A 20,821-nucleotide genomic window follows, 5' to 3' on the forward strand; every position below is an offset into this window, starting at 1 on the left:
AACCGGCCGGCGCGCGAGGGGCCGATAAGGGATGTTCAGTCCGCTGCAATCCGATTGCATGGCCGGTTGAAAATACTCCCGAAGGTCAATGTCCGACGGAGGGGGATGCAGCGGATGCGGTTCGCGGTGCTGGGGCCGGTGCGCCTCTGGCGAGGGGACGTCGAGCTGAACTCCGGTCCTCCGCAGCAACGGGCCCTCCTCGCCCTCCTGCTGGCGTTCGCCGGACGGCCGGTGAGCCTGGACGAGGTGGTCGACGTCCTCTGGGGGCAAGACCCGCCGTCCAGCTCGGTCAACGTCGTCCACAGGTACGTGGGCAACCTCCGCCGGTTGCTGGAGCCGGGGCTGCCGCCCAGAGCGGAGGGCGACTGGCTGCTCCGGAGCTCGGGCGGGTACCGGCTGAAGGCCGACGCCGGCACGCTCGACCTGCTGCGCTTCCGCCGGCTGGCCGAACAGGCCCGCTCGGCCGCCCCCGAGGAGGCCGTCAAGCTGTACGCGGACGCGCTGGCCGAGTGGCAGGGGGAGGCGGCGGCGGGCATTCCGGCCGAGTTGCGGTCCCGGCCGGTGTTCGCCGCTCTGGAGCAGGAGCGGATCACGGTCGCGCTGGCGGCGGCCGACCTCGCGCTGGAACACGGTGGGATGGTCGCGTTGCTGCCCGCGTTGAGGGCGGCGGCCACCCGGCATCCGCTGGACGAGCGGCTTCAGGCCAGGTTGGTGCTGGGCCTGGCCGCCACCGGCCGCCAGGCTGAGGCGCTGGACACCTGGCAGGCGGTCCGCGACGAGCTCGCCGAGGAGCTGGGCATCGAACCGGGGCCCGAGTTGCGCGCCGCGCAGCAGCACGTACTGGCCGATCAACAGCACGCGCTGAACGAGGCGGACGTGCCGGCGACCGAGGGGGTCGCCGTGGTGCGGCCCGCGCAGTTGCCCGCCGATCTCGCCGTCTTCGCCGGCAGGCGCGCCGACCTGGCCAGGGCCGTCGCCCTGCTCGACGGCGACGCGCTGAGGACGGTCGTGATCAGCGCCATCGGCGGCATGGCGGGCGTCGGCAAGACGACGCTGGCGGTTCACTGGGCGCACCGGGTGGCCCACCGCTTCCCGGACGGCCAGCTGTACGTGAACCTGCGCGGCTTCGACCGCCTCGGCTCCGCCATGAACCCCGCCGAGGCCCTGCGGAGCTTCCTGGAAGCGCTCGGCGTGCCGCCGCACCGGATCCCGGTCGCGATGGACGCGCAGGTCGGGCTGTATCGCAGCCTGCTGGCCCGGCGCCGGGTGCTGATCCTGCTCGACAACGCCCGCGACGCCGACCAGGTACGCCCGCTGCTGCCCGGCAGCCCCGGCTGCCTGGTGCTGATCACCAGCAGGGACCGGTTGCCGGGCCTGGTGGCGACGGAGGGGGCGCTGCCGATGACGCTGGACCTGTTCCCGGTCGAGGACGCCAGGGAGTCGCTGGCCCGGCGGCTCGGCGAGGAGCGGGTCGAGCGGGAGCCGCAGGCGGTGGACGAGATCGTCGACCGGTGCGGCGGCCTGCCGCTGGCCCTGTCCGTGGTGGCCGCCCGCGCCGCGGCCAACCCGGCCTTCCCGCTCTCCGCGATCGCCGCCGAGCTGCGCGAGACGCCCGGGACGCTGGACGCCTTCGCCGACGGCGATCCGGCCATCGACGTGCGGGCGGTGTTCTCGTGGTCGTACCGGTCGCTCGGCGCGGGGGCGGCCCGCCTGTTCCGGCTGCTGGCGCTGCATCCGGGGCCTGACGTCAGCGCCGGGGCGGCCGCCGCTCTCGCGGGTGAGCCCGTACGCCGTCCGCTGAACGAGCTGACCAGGGCCAGCCTGCTCACCGAGCACGCGCCCGGCCGGTACGTCGCGCACGACCTGCTGCGCGCGTACGCCACCGAACTCGCGGCGGAGTCGGACGACGACCGGGACGCGGCCGTACGGCGGCTGCTCGACCACTACACGCAGCAGGCACACGGGGCCGCCAGGAAGTTCGCCCCGTTCTGGGTACGGCCGGAGCTGTCCGGGCCCGTGCCGGAGTTCGACGACGACCGGCAGGCGCTGGCCTGGTTCACGGCCGAGCACCCCGTGCTGATGTCCGTGGTGGAGCTGGCGGCCCAGGGCGGGTTCGACACGCACAGCTGGCAACTGGCCTGGGCGCTGGAGCGCTTCCTGGACCAGCAGGGCCACTGGAGCGACTGCGTGACCGTACAGCGTCTCGGGCTCGCCGCCGCCCAGCGGCTGGGGCACAGGACCGCGCAGGCGCACCTGCAACGGGCGCTGGCCCGCGCCTCGGCGCGGCTGGGCGACTACGACGTGGCCTGGTCCGGCATCCGGCACTCGCTGGAGCTGCACGAGGAGCTGGGCGACCTGGGCGGGCTGGCCACCGCCCACCGCTCCCACGCGTGGCTGCTCGACCAGGTCGGACGGTACGAGGAGTCGATCGCGGCGGCCGAACGGGCACTCGACCTGTACGCGGCCACCGGCAACCCCGCCGGCGAGGCCAGCATGCTGCACGCGCTCGCCTGGACCCACATCCGGCTGGACCAGGGCTGCCGGGCCGCCACGTACCTTGAGCAGGCCCTGATCAAGCTGAACGGCCTGAGCAACCGCTACGGCGACGCCGGGGTTCTGGACGGACTCGGCTACGCCCTGCACCGGATGGGCGAGTACGAGCGGGCCGTCGTGTACTACCAGCACGCCCTGACCCTCTACCGGGAGGTCGGCGACCGGTACAACGAGATCGGCACCCTGCGCCACCTCGGCGACAGCCATCGCGCGGCCGGTGACCGGGACGCGGCCAGGGCCTCCTGGCAACTCGCCCTGGACCTGGTCGACGAGGCCGTCGATCCGGCGACGGCGGCGGAGATCCGCTACAAGCTCCACTACCTCGACCTGCCCGAAAACCTGCCAGAAGACCTCCCGGAAGACCAGCCCGAGCTGGTGGGCGCCGGGAGGCGGGTCAGGCGCTCCTGCCGCGGCGGCCCCTGACCGGGTACGGCCGTCCGTCAGGTGTCACGCGGAGCGGCCGATCGTGTCGGCGTGGACGGGGTGCGCGAACGGCAGGCCCCGGCCGTACCGTTCCAGCTCGTCGAGGGCCGAGCGGGCCAGGCGGCGCAGCTCGCCGCCCACCGAGCCGGCGATGTGCGGAGTGAGGAGGACGTTCGGCAGGTCGTAGAGCGGCGAGTCCGCCGGGAGGATCTCGGGCTCGGTGACGTCGAGGACGGCGTCGATCCGGCCCGAGACCAGCTCCTTGGTGAGCGCCCCCATGTCCACCAGCGAGCCGCGCGCGGTGTTGACGAGCGTGGCGCCGTCGGAGAGCAGCCCCAGGCGCCGAGCGTCCAGCAGGTGCCGGGTCTCCGGCAACGCCGGGGCGTGCACGGAGACGACGTCGGAGGCGGCCAGCAGCTCGTCCAGGCCGACCGGCCGGGCGCCGAGCGCGGCCGCCGCGGTCCCGTCGAGGTACGGGTCGTTGATCAGCAGCTCGAACTCGAAGGGGCGGAGCAGGTCGAGCACCCGGCGGCCGATGTGGGAGGCCCCGATGATCCCGACGGTCCTGCGGTAGTTGCCCAGTGAGGGGAAGCGCGCGGCCCAGTCGAGGGCCCGGCGCTCCGCGCGGTAGAGGTCGCGCAGGCCGAGGACGCGTTTGCCGGCGAACAGGATCGCGGCGACGGTGTACTCGGCCACGGGGAGCGCGTTGGTGGCGGCGCCCGAGGAGACGGCTATGCCGCGCTCCCAGCAGGCGTCCGTGATCAGGCTCTTGACCGTGCCCGCCACGTGGACGACGGCGCGCAGCCCGGGTGCGCGCCGCAGCACGGAGGCGTCGACGGGCGGGCAGCCCCAGCAGGTGACGAGGACCTCCGCCGAGGCCAGCTCCGGCGCGTCCGCGAAGTCGCTGACGACCAGGCCGGGGTCGACGTCCACCAGCCGGACGAGCCGGTCGAGCTCGTCCGGCCCGAACAGGTCGTCCTTGAATCGCGGCTCCATGGCGAGCAGCGCGCGGGGAAGGGTCACTTGACGGCTCCAGCGGTCATGCCCGCCCTCCAGTACCGCTGCAGCACCACGAAGGCGATGACCAGCGGCACGACCGCCACCAGCGAACCGGTGATGGCGAGCAGGTAGTCCTCCGGGTGGCCCTGGTTCAGCGACGTGGTCTGCCAGGTGTACAGACCCAGGTTGAGCGGATAGAGGTGTTGGTCGGTCAGCATCACGAGCGGCAGGAAGAAGCTGTTCCAGATGCCGGTGAACTGGAAGAGGAAGATGGTGACGAAGGCCGTGCGGAGCATCGGGAAGCCGACGCTGAGGAAGGTCCGCAGGTCGCCGGCGCCGTCGACGCGGGTCGCCTCGATCACCTCGCCGGGCACGTACGCGGCGCTGAACACCCGGGCGAGGTAGACCCCGAACGGGAAGACCAGGCTCGGCAGGAAGACGCCCCAGAAGGTGTTCACGATGCCGGTCTTGGACGCCAGCAGGTAGATCGGCAGGGCCATCGCGCTGGCCGGCACGAGCACGCCGAGGAGGATCAGCCCGAAGATCTTCTCCTTGAACGGGAACGAGAGCTTGTCGAAGGCGTACCCCGCCGCCACGCACAGGGTCGTGGCGATGAGGGCGCCGCCCACGGCGTAGAGGGCGGTGTTGCCGAGCCACCGCAGGTAGATGCCGTCACCCGCGCTGAACAGGTGCGCCAGGTTGGCCCCGAGGTCGAAGGTCCGCCCGAAGGCGAAGCCGCTGGTGCCGAACAGGTCGCGCATGTTCTTCGTGGCCGCCATGAGCAGCCACAGGAGTGGCATCACCGTGTAGAGCACGGCGACGACGAGGACGCCGTTGACGGCCGTACGCGAGAGCAGGCGCGTCGCCGGGCGGGAAGCGGGGCGCCTGCGCCGCCTGGCGGCGGGAACGGGCGGGGCGGGCGTCGCGGTGAGCGTCATGGCTGCGTCCTCCGCGCCGAGAACCGGGTCACGATGAAGGACAGGACCCCGCCGAGCAGGGCGATCAGGATCGAGGCGGACGCGGCCAGGCCGTAGTCGTGGTTGTCGAAGGCCGCGCGCATCGCGTACATGTTCGGGCTCCAGGAGCTGCCGATCTCGGTCGACGCCCGGTAGATCACCTTCGGCTCGGTGAAGAGCTGCAGGGCGCCGATGACGGTGAAGAGCACGTTGAGCGCGATCGCCGGGCGGATGAGCGGGACCTTGATCCGCAGGGCGATCCGCAGCCCGCTCGCGCCGTCGACAGTCCCCGCCTCCAGGACGTCCCTCGGGATCGCCTGCAGGGCGGCGTACAGGATGACCATGTTGTACCCGATCCACTCCCAGGTGGAGATGTTGACCACCGAGAACATGGCGTGGTCGGCCGACAGGAAGCTCCACTTCACGCCGGCCGATTCGAGCACGTCGATCACCGGGCTGAGCCCGGGCGTGTAGAGGTACACCCAGATGATCGCGGCGATGAGCCCCGGCACGGCGTGCGGCAGGAAGAGGCCGAGCTGGAAGAAGCGTTTCGCGCGGGCCATGGCCGAGTCGAGGAGCAGGGCGAGCAGGAGCGCGCCCCCGATCATCACCGGGATGTACAGCAGGACGTAGGTCGCGATGACCACGAAGCTGTCGCGGAACGCGGCGTCGCCGAGCGCACGGGCGTAGTTGCCGAGGCCGACGAAGAAGGTCTCGACGCCGCCGAAGCCGAGGCCGGAGCTGCGCTCGGTGAACAGGCTGAGCCACGCCGCGTACACCAGCGGCGCGACGGAGAAGGCGAGGAACAGCAGGAGGAACGGGCCGATGAGCAGGGCGGCGGTGCGCCCCTGCCCCCGGGCCAGGCGAGAGGTCGCCACGGCATCTCCTTGAAGGGGTGAGGAGGGCACTACTGGGCGACGCTCAGGCCGCGGTTCTTGAAGTCCGCCACGGTGGCCTGCTGGGCGCTCGTGAGCACGTCGGCCAGTTTCAGCTCGCCGCCGGCGACCTTGCCGAGCGAGTCGGAGATCGCCGTCCCGGTCACGCCGGCGCTCGGCCCCCACGTCCAGCCGGCCGGGACCGACTCGTACGCCTTGGAGACGACGGAGAAGATGTCCTGGCCGCCGTAGAAGTCGGTCTTGAAGGCGCCGGTGGCCGGCAGCAGGGCCGGCGCGGCCGGGAGCATGCTGCTGGTGCCGCTGGACAGCCAGGCCTTCATGCCCTCGGGGTCCGTGGTGATCCACTTGATGAACTCGAGCGCCTGCTCGGGGTGCTTGGCGCCCTTGGGCACGGTGAAGGCCGAGCCGCCGAGCATCGCCGAGACCGGCTGTCCGTCCCAGCTCGGCACCGCCGCGATGGCCCACTTGCCCTTCTGGTCGGGAACGGTGGACTGCAGGGCGCCCGCGCACCAGTTCGCGCAGATGTAGGAGACGACCTGGCTCTTCTGCACCGCTTGGAAGAAGGCGTCGTCGCTCGTGGAGTTGTACGTGCCGACCAGCCCCTTCACGACCAGGTCATTCCAGTACGCGGCCATCTTCTTGGACGGCTCGTCGTCGATGGAGACCTTCCACGACTGGCCCTCGGTGCCGTACCACCGGCCACCGGCCTGCCAGGAGAGCGCGGCCAGCACGCCGGCGTCGGCGGTCGCGAAGATCCCGCCGCGGGCCTTCGGGTCGGCCTTCTTCACGTCCGCGAGCAGCTTCGTGTAGTCGTCCCAGGTCTTCGGCAGCTCCAGCTTGTGCTCGTCGTAGAAGTCCTTGCGGTAGAAGAACACCAGCGGGGCGACGTCGCGGGGGATGCCCCAGGTCTTGCCGCCGAGGTTCACCAGCTGCTGGACCTGGGCGGGGAAGTTCTTGGCGACCACGGGGCCGGCGGTCTCGGTGAGGTCCTCCAGCTCGCCCTGGCTGACCACATCGGGCAGCTGGTTGTACTCGACGATGGCCACGTCGGGGACGTTTCCGGCCTTCACCGAGCCGGCGAGCTTGGTGTAGTAGTCCCCGCCGCTCGGCACGTTCTCCCACTTGACCTGGAAGTCCTTGTGGGTCCTGTTGAAGGCGGCGGTGACGACGTCGGAGGCCTTGACGAAGGAGCGGAACGTGATGACGTCCGCCCCCTGCTTCGCGTCGGAGGCACCCGGATCCGTGCCCCCGCAGGCGGTCAGTGCCGACAGCGAGACGGCGGCGCCCGCGAGCAGGGCCGTGATCCGCAGGCATGGAGGCTTCATGTGCACCGTCCAGGGAGGGGAGTGAAGATTGGTGCAATCATTCGTTTTCGAATGAAGCCTGTCAATGAAGCCTGAAGCCGTAAGCCATCACAATCGCGTTACAAGCGTGAAAAACGAAAGGAAACGAAAGTAGCTACGCGAGCGCCGCGCCGCACGACGCCCGGACCCGCAGGCTCGGCCGCAGCAGCAGTCCGGACAGCGGCCGGCCCGGATCGTCCAGCCGGTCGACGAGCATCCGCACGGCCGCGGCCCCCACCTCCTCCTTGGGCGGCGACACGGCGGTCAGGGGGATGTCGGCGAGGGAGGCGACCTCGTCGTCGTAGGTCACGATCGCCAGATCCCCCGGTATCGAGACCCCGCGGCCGCGAAGCTGCCTGACCAGGGAGAGAGCGTCCATGTCGTTGTGCACGAGGGCGGCGCGCACGCCCTCCTTCCTGAAGGCGTCCAGGAAGTCGTCGACGTGCTCGTCCATGCCCGCCGGCGCGCCCACGGCGGCCCGCGGGAACATGCGCACGGGCCCCTCCCCCAGGCCGAGAGAGCGCTGGGCGAGCTCGTGTCCCTCGCGGATCCACGGGGTGGTCCTGCTCTCGCAGGCGAGCAGCGCCACCCGCTCGTGTCCCAGCCGGGCGAGGTGGCACGTGCCCAGATAGGCGCCGTACGCGTGATCGGTGGCCACCTGCTCCACCGCCGGCATCGACCAGCCCGCCTTCCGCTCGACCAGCACCACGGGCAGGTCGAGCTCGTTCACCCACTGCTCCGTGGCGGGCGAGAGCGTGGGGTTCTCGTTCGGCGTCAGCAGCAGGCCGTCCACGCCGGACGACAGCAGCTGCGCCACCTGGCGGCGGTCCTCCTTCAGGTCGTAGCGGGAGACCGCGAGGGTGATCCGCACGCCGAGCTCGCGCGCGGCCGCCTGCGCGCCCCTGATCACCGCCGGGAAGTAGTACGCGGTCTGCGGCACGAGCATGCCGAGCACGTACGGCTCGCGCCGCTCGCGCTCCCTGTCCCGTTCGGCGGCGACCGGCTCCGCGGCCTCCCGCGGCGGCGCGGCCGGAACCGACACGGCCCCGCCGTGCACCCGGACCAGCAGCCCGCGCCCGGCCAGCTCCCGCACGTCGTGCCGGATGGTGACGGCCGAGACGCCGAGCCTGGCGGCCAGATCGGCGACCTTGACCGAGCCCTTGCGGCTCAGCTCCTGCAAGATCGCCCCGTGTCGCTCCTCGGCCAGCACGTGGGGGCTCCTTCCGGCTTGCGCGTTTTCCCGCGCCATCGTACCGCTGACATTTGCTTTCGAAAGCGAACGATTCCGTTTCTGCCGTGTGACGATCTTCCTGGAACCGCCTGTAGAGGAGTATCGCGCGTCACCCGATCAGGCGGAGGTCCAGTCGAGCAAGCGGTCCAGCGGCCAGGTGTTGACGACGCGGTCGGCCTCGATGCCGCTGCGCGCGGCCCGCTCGCAGCCGTTGCGCTGCCAGTCGAGCTGCCCGGGCGCGTGGGCGTCCGAGTCGATCGCGAACACGCACCCCATCTCGTAAGCCAGCCGCATCAGCCGCTTGGGCGGATCCAGCCGGTCCGGCCGGGAGTTGATCTCCACCGCGACCCCGAACTGCCGGCAGGCCTCGAAGACCAGCTCGGCGTCGAACTCCGACTCCGGCCGCTTGGCGCCCCTCTTGCCGCCGGCCTGCACCACCCGCCCCGTGCAGTGGCCGAGCACGTCCACCAGGGGGTTGGCGATGGCGGTGACCATGCGGCGGGTCATGTCGTCGCCGCCCATGCGCAGCTTGGAGTGCACGCTGGCCACCACCACGTCCAGCCGCTCCAGGAGCTCGGGTGACTGGTCGAGGGAGCCGTCCAGGTTGATGTCCACCTCGATGCCGGTCAGGATCCTGAACGGGGCAAGCCGCTCGTTCAGCCCGGCCACCACGTCGAGCTGGCGTTCCAGGCGCTCGGCCGAGAGCCCCTTGGCCACGGTCAGGCGGGGCGAGTGGTCGGTCAGCGCCAGGTAGTCGTGGCCGAGCCCGCGGGCCGTCCCGGCCATCTCCTCGATCGGCGAGCCGCCGTCCGACCAGTCCGAGTGGCTGTGCAGGTCGCCCTTCAGCGCGCTGCGCAGCGCCTCCGTCTCCTCGTCGAGCTGGACGCCGTCGGTGGCCCGCATCCGCCGCAAATACGTAGGAACCTGCCCATCGAGGCTTTCGTTGACCACAAGGGCGGTGACCTTCCCGATGCCGGGCAGGTCGCCGAGTCCACCGGTGCGGGCCAGCCGCACGAGCTCGTCCGGGGGCAGGTCGGCGACGACCTGGGCGGCTCGGCGGAAGGCACGTACGCGGTACGTGGGCTCTCCGGCGCGCTCCAGCAGGAAGGCGATCTCGCGCAGGGCCTCAACCGGTTCCATGTCAGCGAACATACCCGGGGCCACGACTACAAGGATTGAACGGGGACGAGGGCCGCCGATAGGCTGAGCGGCCCATGAAAGCAGGATCTTGATGGCACAACCGCCGCAAACCCACCCCACACCACCGCCGCCCGCCCGCAAGGCGTCGAAAGCCATCCCGTTGACCATTCTCGGCGTCCTGTCCGTCATGCTGGTCGGATACTGCGCGGCCACCCAGGACGACGACGACGTCACCGCGGACTGCGTCGTCCAGTTGGAGGACGGCACGTACGAGGTCGTCGACGAGGACTACTGCGACGATGACGACAACGGTTCGTACCACGTCTACGGAGGCTCGCGCGGGGCGTACATGTGGTACTACGGGGGCACCAGGTCCGGTAACAAGGTGCACGGCGGCACCACCTACCGGCCGTCCGACGTCAACATCAACACCCGCAACGGGAAAGAGATCCAGCGGGGCGGCTTCGGCAACCACTGGGGCGGCGGGAGCTGACAGGTGCGCCGTGAGCATGGCACTCCCAGGGACGGCTGGGAGAAGACGATCGAGGGCCAGGGCCTGGCCTACCACCGGCTGGCGCACCCGTCGGGGCTGAGCAGGCCGTACTGGGACGAGTCCATCCATTACGTGTTCTCCATGGACGAGGTCGAGGCGCTGGAGGAGCAGGTCGAGGAGCTCCACGAGATGTGCCTGCGCGCCGTCGAGCACGTGGTCTCGGCCCGGCGCTTCGCCGACTTCGCGATCCCCGAGTGGGCGTGGGACGACGTGGCGCGCTCATGGGAGCGCCGCGACCCCCACCTGTACGCCCGCTTCGACCTGCGCTACGACGGCACCGGCCCGGCCAGGCTGCTGGAGTACAACGCGGACACGCCGACCTCGCTCGTGGAGTCGTCGGTCGTGCAGTGGTTCTGGCTGCAGGACGTCCACCCGGGCGCCGACCAGTGGAACTCCGTGCACGAGCGGCTCATCGAGCGCTGGCGCGAGCTGCGGCTGCCGCCCGGGCCCACCCACTTCGCGTTCACGAACATGGACGAGACGGGCGAGGAGGCCATGACCGTGGCGTACCTGCAGGAGACCGCCGAGCAGGCGGGGCTGCAGACCGTCGCGGTCGCCATGGAGGATATCGGCTGGGACTCGCTCAACCGCCGCTTCGTGGACGTAGAGGAGCGCGTGATCCGCTCGGCGTTCAAGCTCTACCCGTGGGAGTGGATGCTGGCCGACGACTTCGGGCGGCACGCCGTACGGCACTCCACCTGGATCGAGCCGCTGTGGAAGACGCTGCTGTCCAACAAGGCGCTGCTTGCGATCCTGTGGGAGCTCAACCCCGGCCACCCCAACCTGCTGCCCGCCTACCTCGACGGCCCCCGCGACCTGACCTCCTACATCGCCAAGCCGCTGCTGGGCAGGGAGGGCGCCTCCATGCGCATCGTCACCCCCGAGGGCACCCAGGAGACGCCGGGCGTCTACGGCCAGGAGGGGTACGTCTTCCAGGGCTTCGAGGCGCTGCCCGAGTTCGAGGGCCAGCGGCCGGTGCTCGGCGCCTGGGTGATCGCCGACACGGCCGCCGGGCTGGGTATCAGGGAGACGACCGGCCTGATCACCGATGACACCTCCTCGTTCGTCCCCCACCGCATCGCCTGACTCCCCACCGCACCCCCGATAGGAATCAACGTGACTCTTCTCGAGACCCTCGCCCGCGGCTCGGGCGCCATCGCCTCGTACGCCGCCGTCGGCGTGATCCTCATGATCGTCGGCTTCTACGTGATCGACTGGGCCACCCCCGGCAAGCTGAGCGAGATCATCCGCACCCAGCGCAACCCGAACGCCACCCTGCTCGCCACCTCCGCCCTGGCCGCCGTCGGCCTGATCGTGGCCGCCTCCATCTGGTCCTCCGGCGGCCGGCTGGCCGAGGGGCTGGCCGGCACGGCGGTGTTCGGCCTGGTGGGCATCGTGGTGCAGACCGTGGCGATGCTGCTGTTCGACCGGATCGTCGGCATCTCCGTACGCGACCTCGTGAAGGAGCCCGAGCTGCAGCCGGGCGCGCGCCTGCTCGCGGTCACGCACGTCGCGATCGGCCTCATCACGGCCGTCGCGGTCATCTGACGCCGGTCGCCCGGCCCCAGGAGCACGACCGTCGCGGTCATCCGAACGGAGCTGGCACTCTAGAAGGCGTGACAGACCGGACCCGGGAGGACACCACACGCAGGCTCGAGCGGGCCATGGGCTCGCTCGGCACGGCGGCGATGGCGCGCATGGAGGACCAGCTGCCGTGGTTCCGCGCGCTCAGCGCCGAGGACCGGTCGTGGGTGGGGCTTGTGGCCCAGGCCGGCATCGCCGCGTTCGTCGAGTGGTTCTCGATCGCCGGCGAGGATCCCCCCACCCCCAGCATCGAGTTCTTCGGCACGGCCCCGCGCGAGCTCAAGCGGTCCATCTCGCTGCAGCAGACCGTCGACATCGTCAGGATCGTGGTCGAGGTGGTCGAGGCGCAGGCCCACGAGCTGGCCGCGCCCGGCGGCGAGGACCAGCTCCAGCAGGCCATGCTCCGCTACACCCGCGACGTCGCCTTCGCCGCCGCCCACGTCTACGCCCGCGAGGCCGAGGCCAGGGGCTCGTGGGACGCCCGGCTGGAGGCCCTGATCGTGGACGCCCTCGTCCGCGGCGAGGTCGACGACGGCCTGCACTCCTGGGCGGCCGCGCTCGGCTGGACCTCCTCCCCCGTGGTCGTCATCGCCGGTCACGCCCCCGCCGACGACCCCCGCGCGGTCATCGACGGGCTGCGCGAGAAGGGCCGCCGCATCGGCATGGACCTGCTGGCCGGCGTGCAGGCCGACCGGCTGATCGTCATCGTGGGCGGCGCCGAGAGCGTCAACGACGCGGCCAAGCAGGTCGTGCACCGCTTCGGGATGGGCCCCATCGTCATCGGCCCCGAGGTCCCCGACCTGCACGCCGCGGCCAGGTCCGCCAGGGCGGCGCTGGCCGGGCTGAAGGCGTCGTCCGGCTGGCCCGACGCGCCCCGGCCGGTGCACGCCGAAGACCTGCTGGCCGAGCGGGCGCTCGACGGCGACGACGACGCCAGGCAGCAGCTCATCGAGAACGTCTACCTGCCGCTCGCCGGCACGCCCCTGCTCGACACCCTCGCCACGTACCTGGAGCAGGGCACGTCGCTGGAGGCGACGGCGCGGCTGCTGTTCGTCCACCCCAACACCGTCCGCTACCGCCTGAAGAAGATCACGGAGCTGACCGGCTACCAGCCCACGGAGGGCAGGTCCGCCTTCACGCTCCAGGTCGGCCTGATCCTCGGCCGGTTGGCGGAGAGCGCCGAAATGTGGCGCGCCCTAACGTAATGTCGCCGAAATCCCCACTGTAGGCTTCCTACAAAACCCCCCGGACGAAGTTCGTGCGGATCATTATCCGCGTGTCGGAGTTCTACAGGGCAAGGTGGGTTTTGTGCTTGTACTCGTCGCTCCGGGCCAAGGTGCCCAAACGCCAGGCTTCCTTTCTCCCTGGCTCGAGCTCCCCGGTGTGGCAGACCGACTCGGCGCCTGGTCGGAGGTCGTCGGGCTCGATCTGATCGCCTACGGGACGACCGCCGACGCCGACGAGATCCGTGACACCGCCGTCGCCCAGCCCCTTCTCGTGGCCGCCGCGCTGGCCTCCGCCAAGGTGCTCGGCGCGACGCCGGACGTGCTCGCGGGCCACAGCGTGGGCGAGTTCGCCGCGGCCGCGCTGGCCGGGGTGCTCACCCCCGAGCAGGCCCTGACCCTGATCCGCGAGCGCGCCCAGGCCATGGCCAAGGCCGCCGCGATCACCGAGACCGGCATGAGCGCCGTGCTCGGCGGCGTCGAGGACGACGTGCTCGCCGCCATCGAGAGACACGGCCTGGCCCCCGCCAACATCAACGGCGCCGGCCAGATCGTGGCGGGCGGCACGCTGGAGCAGCTGGCCGCGCTGAAGGACAACCCGCCCGCCCGCGCCCGCCTCATCGCGCTGAAGGTGGCGGGCGCCTTCCACACCCAGCACATGGCCCCCGCCGTGGAGAGCCTGCGCGAGGCCGCGAGCCACGTGGTCCCCGCCGACCCCGCCGTCACCCTCCTGTCCAACGCCGACGGCCAGGCGGTCGCCACCGGCGCCGAGTTCGTGGACCGGCTGGTCAAGCAGATCAGCAGCCCCGTCAGGTGGGGCGCCTGCATGGAGACCATGGCCGGGCTCGGCGTCACGAAGATGATCGAGCTGCTGCCCGGCGGCACGCTCGCCGGCCTCGCCAAGCGCGCCCTGCCCGGAGTGCGGACCGTGGCGCTGAAAACCCCCGACGACCTCGACGCGGCCAGGGAGCTGATCAAGTGAAGATTCCCGACGTCGCCCCTGGCGCCAGGATCCTGGCCCTCGGCCACTACCAGCCGGCGCAGGTCGTCACCAACGACGACCTGACCAAGACCATGGACACCAACGACGAGTGGATCCAGTCCAGGGTCGGCATCAAGGAGCGCCGCGTCGCTCCCGACAGCGAGTCCCTCGAAGACATGGCCACCATCGCCGGCGGCAAGGCGCTGGCCGCGAGCGGCCTGTCGCCCGAAGAGGTCGACCTGGTCATCGTCGCCACCTGCACGCTCGAGACCCAGATCCCCAACGCCTCCGCCGTCGTGGCCCACCGCCTTGGCATCCGGTCTCCGGGCGCGTTCGACGTGAACGCCGCCTGCGCCGGATTCTGCTACGCCCTCGCCACCGCGAGCGCCGCTGTGCGCGGGGGTGCGGCCCGCCACGTGCTGGTCATCGGCGCGGAGAAGCTGTCGCAGTGGATCGACTGGACCGACAGGTCCACCGCCGTGATCTTCGCCGACGGCGCGGGCGCCGCGGTGGTGGGTCCCTCCGAGACCCCCGGCATCGGCCCCGTGGTGTGGGGCAGCTCCGGCGACAAGTCCGAGGCCATCGCCATCAAGGACCGCCAGGACTTCCTCCGCCAGGAGGGCCAGACGGTGTTCCGCTGGGCGACCACCGCGCTCCACCCGGTGGCCCTCGAGGCCTGCGAGCGGGCGGGCGTGGACCCGGCGGAGCTGACGGCGTTCGTGCCCCACCAGGCAAACCTGCGCATCATCGAGGCCATCGCCCGCAAGCTGGGCGCCGAGAAGGCCGTGATCGCCCGCGACATCGTCACCGCCGGCAACACCTCCGCCGCCTCGATCCCGCTGGCGCTGTCGCGCATGCTGGAGCGCGGCGAGGTCCGCTCCGGCGGTCTCGCGCTGCTGCTCGGCTTCGGCGCGGGGCTGACGTACGCGGGCCAAGTGGTCGAGATCCCTTAGCCTCCCCCCAGCACCTCATCCAGAGCTTGTACGGTATCGCCCGTACAGAACCCAGAAATCAAAAGGAGAACCAGAGCAATGGCCACCGAGCAGGACATTCTTGACGGCCTCGGCAAGATCATCAACGAGATCACCGGCATCCCGGCCTCCGAGGTGACCCCCGAGAAGAACTTCGTGGACGACCTCGACATCGACTCCCTGTCGATGGTCGAGATCGCCGTGGCCGCCCAGGACGAGTTCGGCGTCGAGATCCCCGACGACCAGCTCAAGAACCTGAAGACGGTCAAGGACGTCCTCAACTTCATCCAGGGCTGACCGAAAATCCAAACTGACTAGCAAGGAGCGCGAAACGTGAGTGCGAACCGGGTACGTGTCGTCGTCACCGGGCTTGGCGCGACGACGCCCGTCGGTGGAGACGTCACCTCGACCTGGACGGCGCTCCTCGCCGGTCAGTCGGGTGTCGAGGCCCTCACCACGGACTGGATCGACACCGTCCCCGTGAAGTTCGCGGGGACGGCCGCGGTGGACCCCACCGAGGTCCTGCCCCGGCCGGAGTCCCGCCGGCTCGACCGCAGCGAGCAGTTCGCGATGGTCGCCTCCCGGGAGGCCTGGCAGGACGCCGGCGCCCCCGAGGTCGCGCCGGAGCGGCTGGGCGTCGTGGTCTCCAGTGGCATCGGCGGCATCAGCACCACGCTGAGCGCGTACGACACCTGGCGTGAGCGCGGCTGGAACCGGCTGTCGCCGTTCACCGTGCCGATGCTCATGCCCAACGGCCCGGCCGCCTGGATCGGCCTCGACCTGGGCGCGCAGGCGGGGGTGCACGCCACCGTGTCGGCGTGCGCGTCCGGCGCCGAGGCGATCGGCTACGCGATGGACATGATCAGGGTGGGCCGCGCCGACGTGGTCGTGGCCGGCGGCACCGAGGCCGCCATCCACGGGCTCAACATGGCGGCCTTCGCCGCCGCGCGGGCCATGTCCACCCGCAACGACGACCCGCAGGGCGCGTCCAGGCCGTGGGACCGCGGCCGCGACGGGTTCGTGCTCGGTGAGGGCGCAGGCATCGTGGTGCTGGAGTCCGAGGAGCACGCGAAGGCGCGCGGCGCGCGCATCTACGCCTACTGCGCCGGGGTCGGCTACTCCGCCGACGCCCACCACATCACACAGCCTGAGCCCGAGGGCCGGGGCATCATCATGGCGATGACCCAGGCGCTCAACGACGCGGGCCTGACCGGCCTCGACATCAAGCACGTCAACGCACATGCCACCTCCACCCCCGCCGGCGACGTCGGCGAGGTGCAGGCCGTGGCCAAGGCCATCGGCACCCACCCGCTCGTGACCTCGACCAAGTCGATGACCGGTCACCTGCTCGGCGGGGCCGGCGGCATCGAGTCCGTCTTCACGATCAAGGCACTGCAGGAGCGGATCGTCCCCGCGACCATCAACCTCGACGACCTCGACGACGGCATCGAGGTCGACCTGGTCTACGGGAAGAACCGCCCGCTGCCCGAAGGCGACGTCGCCGCGGTCAACAACTCGTTCGGATTCGGCGGTCACAACGTGGCCGTCGTGTTTAAGGGGGCATAAATGACCGTGCTGGACAACGGGGTGGCGACCGACGGCACCGAACAGGAGCCTGCCGATCCCCGCGATCCAGTCGTCCGTCTGACCGCGCTGCTCGACGAGGGCTCGCTGCGGCTGATCACCTCCGAAGACAAGAGCGGCGTGCTGGCCGCCATGGGCCGCGTCGAGGGTGTTCCCGTCGTCGCCTTCTGCAGTGACGCCCGCTTCCAGGGCGGCGCGATGGGCAGCGAGGGCTGCGAGCACATCGTGCACGCCTACGATGTGGCCGTCCGTGAACGGGTGCCGGTCATCGGGATCTGGCACTCCGGCGGTGCGCGACTCGCCGAAGGCGTCGAGTCGCTGCACGCCGTCGGGCGGGTCTTCGCCGCCATGACCAAGGCGTCCGGCGTGGTGCCGCAGCTCTCCGTGGTCGTCGGCGCCGCCGCCGGCGGGGCCGCGTACGGCCCCGCGCTGACCGACCTCGTCATCCTGGCCGACTCCGGCCGCATCTTCGTCACGGGCCCCGACGTGGTCCGCAGCGTCACCGGCGAGAGCGTCGACGCCGCGGCCCTGGGCGGCCCGGAGCCGCACAGCAAGCGCAGCGGCGTCGTGCACGTCGTCACCAAGACCGAGACCGACGCGTACGTGAAGGCGCGCCAGCTCGCCACGCTCCTCGGCCACCAGGGCCGGGTGCGCGCGGGAGAAATCGAGGAAGTGGACTTCTCCACGCTGCTGCCCGACTCGGCCAGGCGCGCCTACGACGTCAAGCCGCTGGTCAACGGCCTGCTCGACGAGCCTGGCATCGAGCTGCACCCCAAGTGGGCGCCGAACATCGTCACATCTCTCGGCCGCCTCGGTGGCCGGACGGTCGGTGTGATCGCCAACAACCCGATGCGGCTCGGCGGCTGCCTCGACGCCACGTCCGCCGAGAAAGCTGCCCGCTTCGTACGTATGTGTGACGCTTTCGGAGTGCCATTGGTTGTCCTCGTGGACGTTCCCGGCTACCTGCCCGGGGTCGGCCAGGAGCACGACGGGGTCGTGCGGCGGGGGGCCAAGCTGCTGCACGCCTTCGCCGAGGCCTCGGTGCCGCGGATCACGCTGGTGACGCGGAAGGCGTACGGGGGCGCGTACATCGCGATGAACTCCCGGGCGCTGGGGGCCACCAAGGTGTTCGCCTGGCCGACCACCGAGGTGGCGGTCATGGGGCCGGTGGCGGCCGTACGCATCCTCAAGCGGCGCGAGCTGGCCGCCGCGCCGGAGGAGGAGCGGGCCGAGCTGGAGCAGCGGCTGGCCGCCGAGCACGAGAAGCTGGCCGGTGGGCTCGATCGGGCTCGGGAGCTGGGGGTCATCGACGAGGTGATCAAGCCCGGGGAGACCCGCGGCGCCATCGCCAAGATCCTCGCCCAGGCCACGCCCGCCCGTGGCGCCCACGGCAACATCCCGCTGTAGCTCTTTCGACGAGCGGCCCCGCACCGACCATCGGTGCGGGGCCGCCGGCGTTCCCGGCGCGGGTCGCGTTCTCGGCGCGGGTCCGGGGGGTGGCGCTGGCCCGGGAGGGGTGCACCGGCATGAGGTAGCGCGGGAGGGGGCTTTCCGAGAGGCCCCGCACCGGCGCGGGTGGGGGGCCTCTCGGGCGAAGCGTTCGCCCGTGGCGTGGGCAGGGGTCAGACGGCGGCGTGGAGCCAGCGGACAGGCGCACCGTCGCCCGCGTACCGGAACGGCTCCAGCTCCTCGTCCCACGGCCGCCCGAGCATCTTGTCCAGCTCGTCCTCCAGCACGCACCGCCCCTGCGCGGCCATCATCATCGCCGCCCTGAGCCGGTCTTCGGGGATCATGATGTCGCCCGCCACGCCGATGACCGAGGTGAAGGCACCGAGCGTCGGCGTGTAGGCATGGCGGGAGCCGTCCACTCCCGGCGACGCGTCCTCGGTGATCTCGAACCTGAGGCGCTGCCAGCCCATGAGAGAGGAGGCGATGGCCGCGGCGATACCGGCGCGACCTTCCCACTCCGCCTGTGCCCGGACGACGTTGGGCGCGGCGGGTTGCGGTGTCCACGTCAGATCAACGGGCACACCAAGGACACCCGCGACTGCCCATTCGATATGAGGGCACAGCGCGGGCTGAGCCGAGTGGACGTAAAGGACGCCACGAGCAGACACCGGACCTCCCGTTTCGGTACGAGGTGCGCCTTCCCCAACGGCCTCGCCCCGGGATGATCACAAGTGACTAGGGAGAGACTACCGTCGGTCGCTATCTGACACCAGAGGGGGGCCATACCAAGTTGGTGCGGGAGTGGCACGTGACAGTGCGACCAGCGGGGAAACATACCGCGTCATGGAAATTCAATCTGTCGGCGCGTCGCTCATCCGGCCTGGTCAGCTACTGACCGACCGCTCGGCGCTGTCCGCCGTCTCCCGGTGGACCCAGGCGGTCTCGGAGGCGGACGGCGTCTGCGTGATCCATCTTTCGCCCGGCGCCGACCCCTGCGAGATCACCGCCGAGCTTCGCGAGCGGGGCCTCAGAGCATCGCCGAACCACGTGTTCCGCGGCCAGCCCCTGTTCTTCGGCGGTCCCGCGTCCAGACCCTTCCCCACTCCGCCCATCGCCCACAAGCCCGGCCGGTCCCGCTCGGGCGTGGTCGTGGGGCTGCTCGACACCGGCGTCGCCAAGCACCCGTGGTGGTCCGGCAGCGACTGGTACGGCCGGACCGCCCCCGAGAGCGCCGACGCGACGGAGGGCGCGCAGGCGGGCCACGGCACGTTCATCGCGGGCCTGCTGGCCCGGCGGGCGCCGGGCGCGGAGCTGAACGTGCACCGCGTGCTCGACGGCGACGGCATCGGCGACGAGGCGACCGTCGTACGCGCCCTCTACCGCATGCGCGAGCGCCCCCCGCACGTGCTCAACCTCTCCTTCGGCGGCCACACCTACGACGACCGCCCGCCGCCGCTGCTGAGCGACGCCATCGCCGCGCTGACGGGCACGGTGACCGTGGCCTGCGCCGGCAACACGGGGTCCGACCGGCCGTTCTGGCCCGCGGCGCTGCCCTCCGTGGTGGGCGTGGCCGCCGTGGACGCCTCGGAGAAGCAGCGGGCGCCCTACTCCGGCTACGGCATCTGGGTGGACGCCTGCGCCCGCGGCGACTGGCTGACCAGCAGTTTCCTGGACGGAGACGACTTCGCGGGATACGCGACGTGGAGCGGCACGTCGTTCGCCACCGCCCTGGTGGCGGGGGCCGTCGCGGACGCGGCCAAGAGCGAGCCGGCCAAGGAGGTGGCCAGACGGCTCTTCGAGTCGGAGGGAGCCCGGCAAATTCCCGATCTGGGAGTTCTGATCCCAGCGAGTCTGTAGAGTTTACGCTCAGTCCTCAGCCAATCACGGGGAGGCATGATCGCCTGCTCGTGCCGGACGGAAGGAGGCCGCGATGCGCGATTCAGCGGAGCTGCTCGCAGCTGCGGCCGAAGGCGACCGGTCGGCGTGGGACGAGCTGGAGGCCAGGTTCGGGCCGCGCATGTGGGCCGTGGCCCGCGCGTGCGGCCTGAGCCCCTCCGACGCGGCGGACGCGGTCCAGGGCTCCTGGCTGCGCCTGCTGCAGCACCTCCAGAGCATCAGGGATCCGGCGGGAGTGGGGGGCTGGCTGGTGACGACCGTGCGCCGCGAAGCCCTCCTGCTGCTGCGGAAGGATCGTCCCGGGGTCTCCTCCTTCGAGGTCGTCGAAGACCCTGACCCGGAGTCCGCCGTCCTGGAGGCCGACGGCCGGCGCCTGCTCTGGAAGACGGTCTCCGACCTGCATGAGCCCTGTCGCTCACTCCTCCAGTTGGTCGCCGTCGACCTCGGCAACCAGCAAATGGCGTCACGGCTCGGCCTGCCCGTGGGCAGCATCGGCCCGACCAAGGCCCGATGCCTGGAGAAACTGCGCACTCTGATGACACAGGAGACAGCGCAATGATCAACGACGAGTACTTCCTGGCGGCCCTCCGGCTGGCCTCCGGGAACGACCCGATCCCCGGCCACGTGTCCTCCTCCGCGCGTGACGCCTACGGACTCCGGGTTCCGGGGGCGGTGACCGCCGCCCCCGCCGACCGCGGCGCGACCCGCGGCGTTCGCGATGACGAGGGCTCCCATCTGGTGCGCTTCGTCACGGAGGGCCTCACCTTCGACCTGGAGGTGACGATCGGCGACGGGCTCATCGACGTGGCGGGACACGTCTCCCCGTACCCGGGAGAGGGCGCGCTCATCGATGTGCGCACTCCCCATCTGACGCTCACCCGGCGGATCACCAACTCGGGCGAGTTCGCCGCCACCGGCCTGCCGCCGGGCTGGCTCAGCGTGGTCTGCCATCGCCCGGGCCACAAAGCCGTCCAGACGCGATGGGTGCGCATCCGGCCCTGACGCGACCCTGATCCCTACCGGCCAGCCGAGAGAGCC

The 20,821-nt window shown here is 71.2% G+C and carries 20 protein-coding genes; 13 read left to right on the forward strand and 7 right to left on the reverse strand.

Annotated elements, in window-relative coordinates:
- Positions 1 to 105 precede the first annotated feature (105 nt).
- On the forward strand, positions 106 to 2,976 hold the full coding sequence (locus tag ABZS69_RS20110; RefSeq protein ID WP_355374282.1) for a BTAD domain-containing putative transcriptional regulator: 2,871 nt from the start codon (positions 106 to 108) through the stop codon (positions 2,974 to 2,976).
- A 24-nt stretch (positions 2,977 to 3,000) separates the two neighbouring features.
- On the opposite strand, the gene ABZS69_RS20115 is transcribed toward ABZS69_RS20110, so the two are convergent.
- From ABZS69_RS20115 to ABZS69_RS20140, 6 genes are all read right to left on the reverse strand, one after another.
- Positions 3,001 to 3,999, reverse strand: coding sequence for a hydroxyacid dehydrogenase (locus tag ABZS69_RS20115; RefSeq protein WP_355374285.1), 999 nt, complete (start codon positions 3,997 to 3,999; stop codon positions 3,001 to 3,003).
- A complete protein-coding gene (locus tag ABZS69_RS20120; RefSeq protein WP_355374287.1) occupies positions 3,996 to 4,913 on the reverse strand; it encodes a carbohydrate ABC transporter permease in 918 nt (305 codons plus the stop codon). Before ABZS69_RS20120 ends, ABZS69_RS20115 begins: the two co-directional genes overlap by 4 nt.
- Positions 4,910 to 5,809 (reverse strand): sugar ABC transporter permease, encoded by a 900-nt coding sequence (locus ABZS69_RS20125; protein ID WP_355374290.1) that lies wholly within the window; start codon positions 5,807 to 5,809, stop codon positions 4,910 to 4,912. The genes ABZS69_RS20120 and ABZS69_RS20125 overlap by 4 nt, the downstream gene beginning before the upstream one ends.
- A 29-nt stretch (positions 5,810 to 5,838) precedes the next feature.
- Positions 5,839 to 7,152, reverse strand: coding sequence for an extracellular solute-binding protein (locus ABZS69_RS20130; RefSeq protein ID WP_355374293.1), 1,314 nt, complete (start codon positions 7,150 to 7,152; stop codon positions 5,839 to 5,841).
- 133 nt (positions 7,153 to 7,285) lie between these two features.
- On the reverse strand, positions 7,286 to 8,380 hold the full coding sequence (locus ABZS69_RS20135; protein ID WP_355374296.1) for a substrate-binding domain-containing protein: 1,095 nt from the start codon (positions 8,378 to 8,380) through the stop codon (positions 7,286 to 7,288).
- Between the two features lie 138 nt (positions 8,381 to 8,518).
- Positions 8,519 to 9,541: a PHP domain-containing protein gene (locus ABZS69_RS20140; protein WP_355374298.1), complete on the reverse strand. Its 1,023-nt coding sequence runs from the start codon at positions 9,539 to 9,541 to the stop codon at positions 8,519 to 8,521.
- 91 nt (positions 9,542 to 9,632) lie between these two features.
- Here ABZS69_RS20140 and ABZS69_RS20145 point away from each other — a divergent pair, with 91 nt between their 5' ends.
- From ABZS69_RS20145 to ABZS69_RS20185, 9 genes are all read left to right on the forward strand, one after another.
- A complete protein-coding gene (locus ABZS69_RS20145; RefSeq protein ID WP_355374301.1) occupies positions 9,633 to 10,034 on the forward strand; it encodes a hypothetical protein in 402 nt (133 codons plus the stop codon).
- A gap of 3 nt (positions 10,035 to 10,037) precedes the next feature.
- The gene (locus ABZS69_RS20150; protein ID WP_355374304.1) at positions 10,038 to 11,180 is read left to right on the forward strand and encodes a glutathionylspermidine synthase family protein; all 1,143 of its coding nucleotides are present in this window, start codon (positions 10,038 to 10,040) and stop codon (positions 11,178 to 11,180) included.
- Positions 11,181 to 11,210: 30 nt separating this feature from the next.
- Positions 11,211 to 11,642: a DUF350 domain-containing protein gene (locus ABZS69_RS20155; protein ID WP_355374307.1), complete on the forward strand. Its 432-nt coding sequence runs from the start codon at positions 11,211 to 11,213 to the stop codon at positions 11,640 to 11,642.
- Between the two features lie 116 nt (positions 11,643 to 11,758).
- Positions 11,759 to 12,883, forward strand: coding sequence for a helix-turn-helix domain-containing protein (locus ABZS69_RS20160; protein WP_355374927.1), 1,125 nt, complete (start codon positions 11,759 to 11,761; stop codon positions 12,881 to 12,883).
- Positions 12,884 to 12,986: 103 nt separating this feature from the next.
- Positions 12,987 to 13,883, forward strand: a complete 897-nt coding sequence (locus ABZS69_RS20165; protein ID WP_355374310.1) for an ACP S-malonyltransferase — start codon at positions 12,987 to 12,989, stop codon at positions 13,881 to 13,883.
- Positions 13,880 to 14,836, forward strand: coding sequence for a beta-ketoacyl-ACP synthase III (locus ABZS69_RS20170; protein WP_355374313.1), 957 nt, complete (start codon positions 13,880 to 13,882; stop codon positions 14,834 to 14,836). The genes ABZS69_RS20165 and ABZS69_RS20170 overlap by 4 nt, the downstream gene beginning before the upstream one ends.
- A gap of 78 nt (positions 14,837 to 14,914) precedes the next feature.
- Positions 14,915 to 15,151, forward strand: coding sequence for an acyl carrier protein (locus ABZS69_RS20175; protein WP_355374316.1), 237 nt, complete (start codon positions 14,915 to 14,917; stop codon positions 15,149 to 15,151).
- Positions 15,152 to 15,187: 36 nt separating this feature from the next.
- Positions 15,188 to 16,420 carry a beta-ketoacyl-ACP synthase II gene (gene fabF / locus ABZS69_RS20180; RefSeq protein ID WP_355374319.1) on the forward strand — a complete coding sequence of 411 codons (1,233 nt, stop codon included), beginning with the start codon at positions 15,188 to 15,190 and terminating at the stop codon, positions 16,418 to 16,420.
- Positions 16,421 to 17,845, forward strand: coding sequence for a carboxyl transferase domain-containing protein (locus ABZS69_RS20185; protein ID WP_355374321.1), 1,425 nt, complete (start codon positions 16,421 to 16,423; stop codon positions 17,843 to 17,845).
- Between the two features lie 215 nt (positions 17,846 to 18,060).
- Here ABZS69_RS20185 and ABZS69_RS20190 read toward each other — a convergent pair whose 3' ends face one another.
- Positions 18,061 to 18,555 carry a DUF3145 domain-containing protein gene (locus tag ABZS69_RS20190; protein ID WP_355374324.1) on the reverse strand — a complete coding sequence of 165 codons (495 nt, stop codon included), beginning with the start codon at positions 18,553 to 18,555 and terminating at the stop codon, positions 18,061 to 18,063.
- Positions 18,556 to 18,730: 175 nt separating this feature from the next.
- Here ABZS69_RS20190 and ABZS69_RS20195 point away from each other — a divergent pair, with 175 nt between their 5' ends.
- From ABZS69_RS20195 to ABZS69_RS20205, 3 genes are all read left to right on the forward strand, one after another.
- Entirely contained in the window at positions 18,731 to 19,744 is a 1,014-nt protein-coding gene (locus ABZS69_RS20195) for a S8/S53 family peptidase (RefSeq protein WP_355374326.1), read from the forward strand.
- A 73-nt stretch (positions 19,745 to 19,817) separates the two neighbouring features.
- A complete protein-coding gene (locus ABZS69_RS20200; RefSeq protein ID WP_355374328.1) occupies positions 19,818 to 20,342 on the forward strand; it encodes a sigma-70 family RNA polymerase sigma factor in 525 nt (174 codons plus the stop codon).
- A complete protein-coding gene (locus ABZS69_RS20205; protein ID WP_355374331.1) occupies positions 20,339 to 20,785 on the forward strand; it encodes a hypothetical protein in 447 nt (148 codons plus the stop codon). The genes ABZS69_RS20200 and ABZS69_RS20205 overlap by 4 nt, the downstream gene beginning before the upstream one ends.
- The last annotated feature ends 36 nt before the right edge of the window (positions 20,786 to 20,821 follow it).

The organism is Nonomuraea sp. NPDC005650, assembly GCF_040605375.1.
GTDB lineage: Bacteria > Actinomycetota > Actinomycetes > Streptosporangiales > Streptosporangiaceae > Nonomuraea.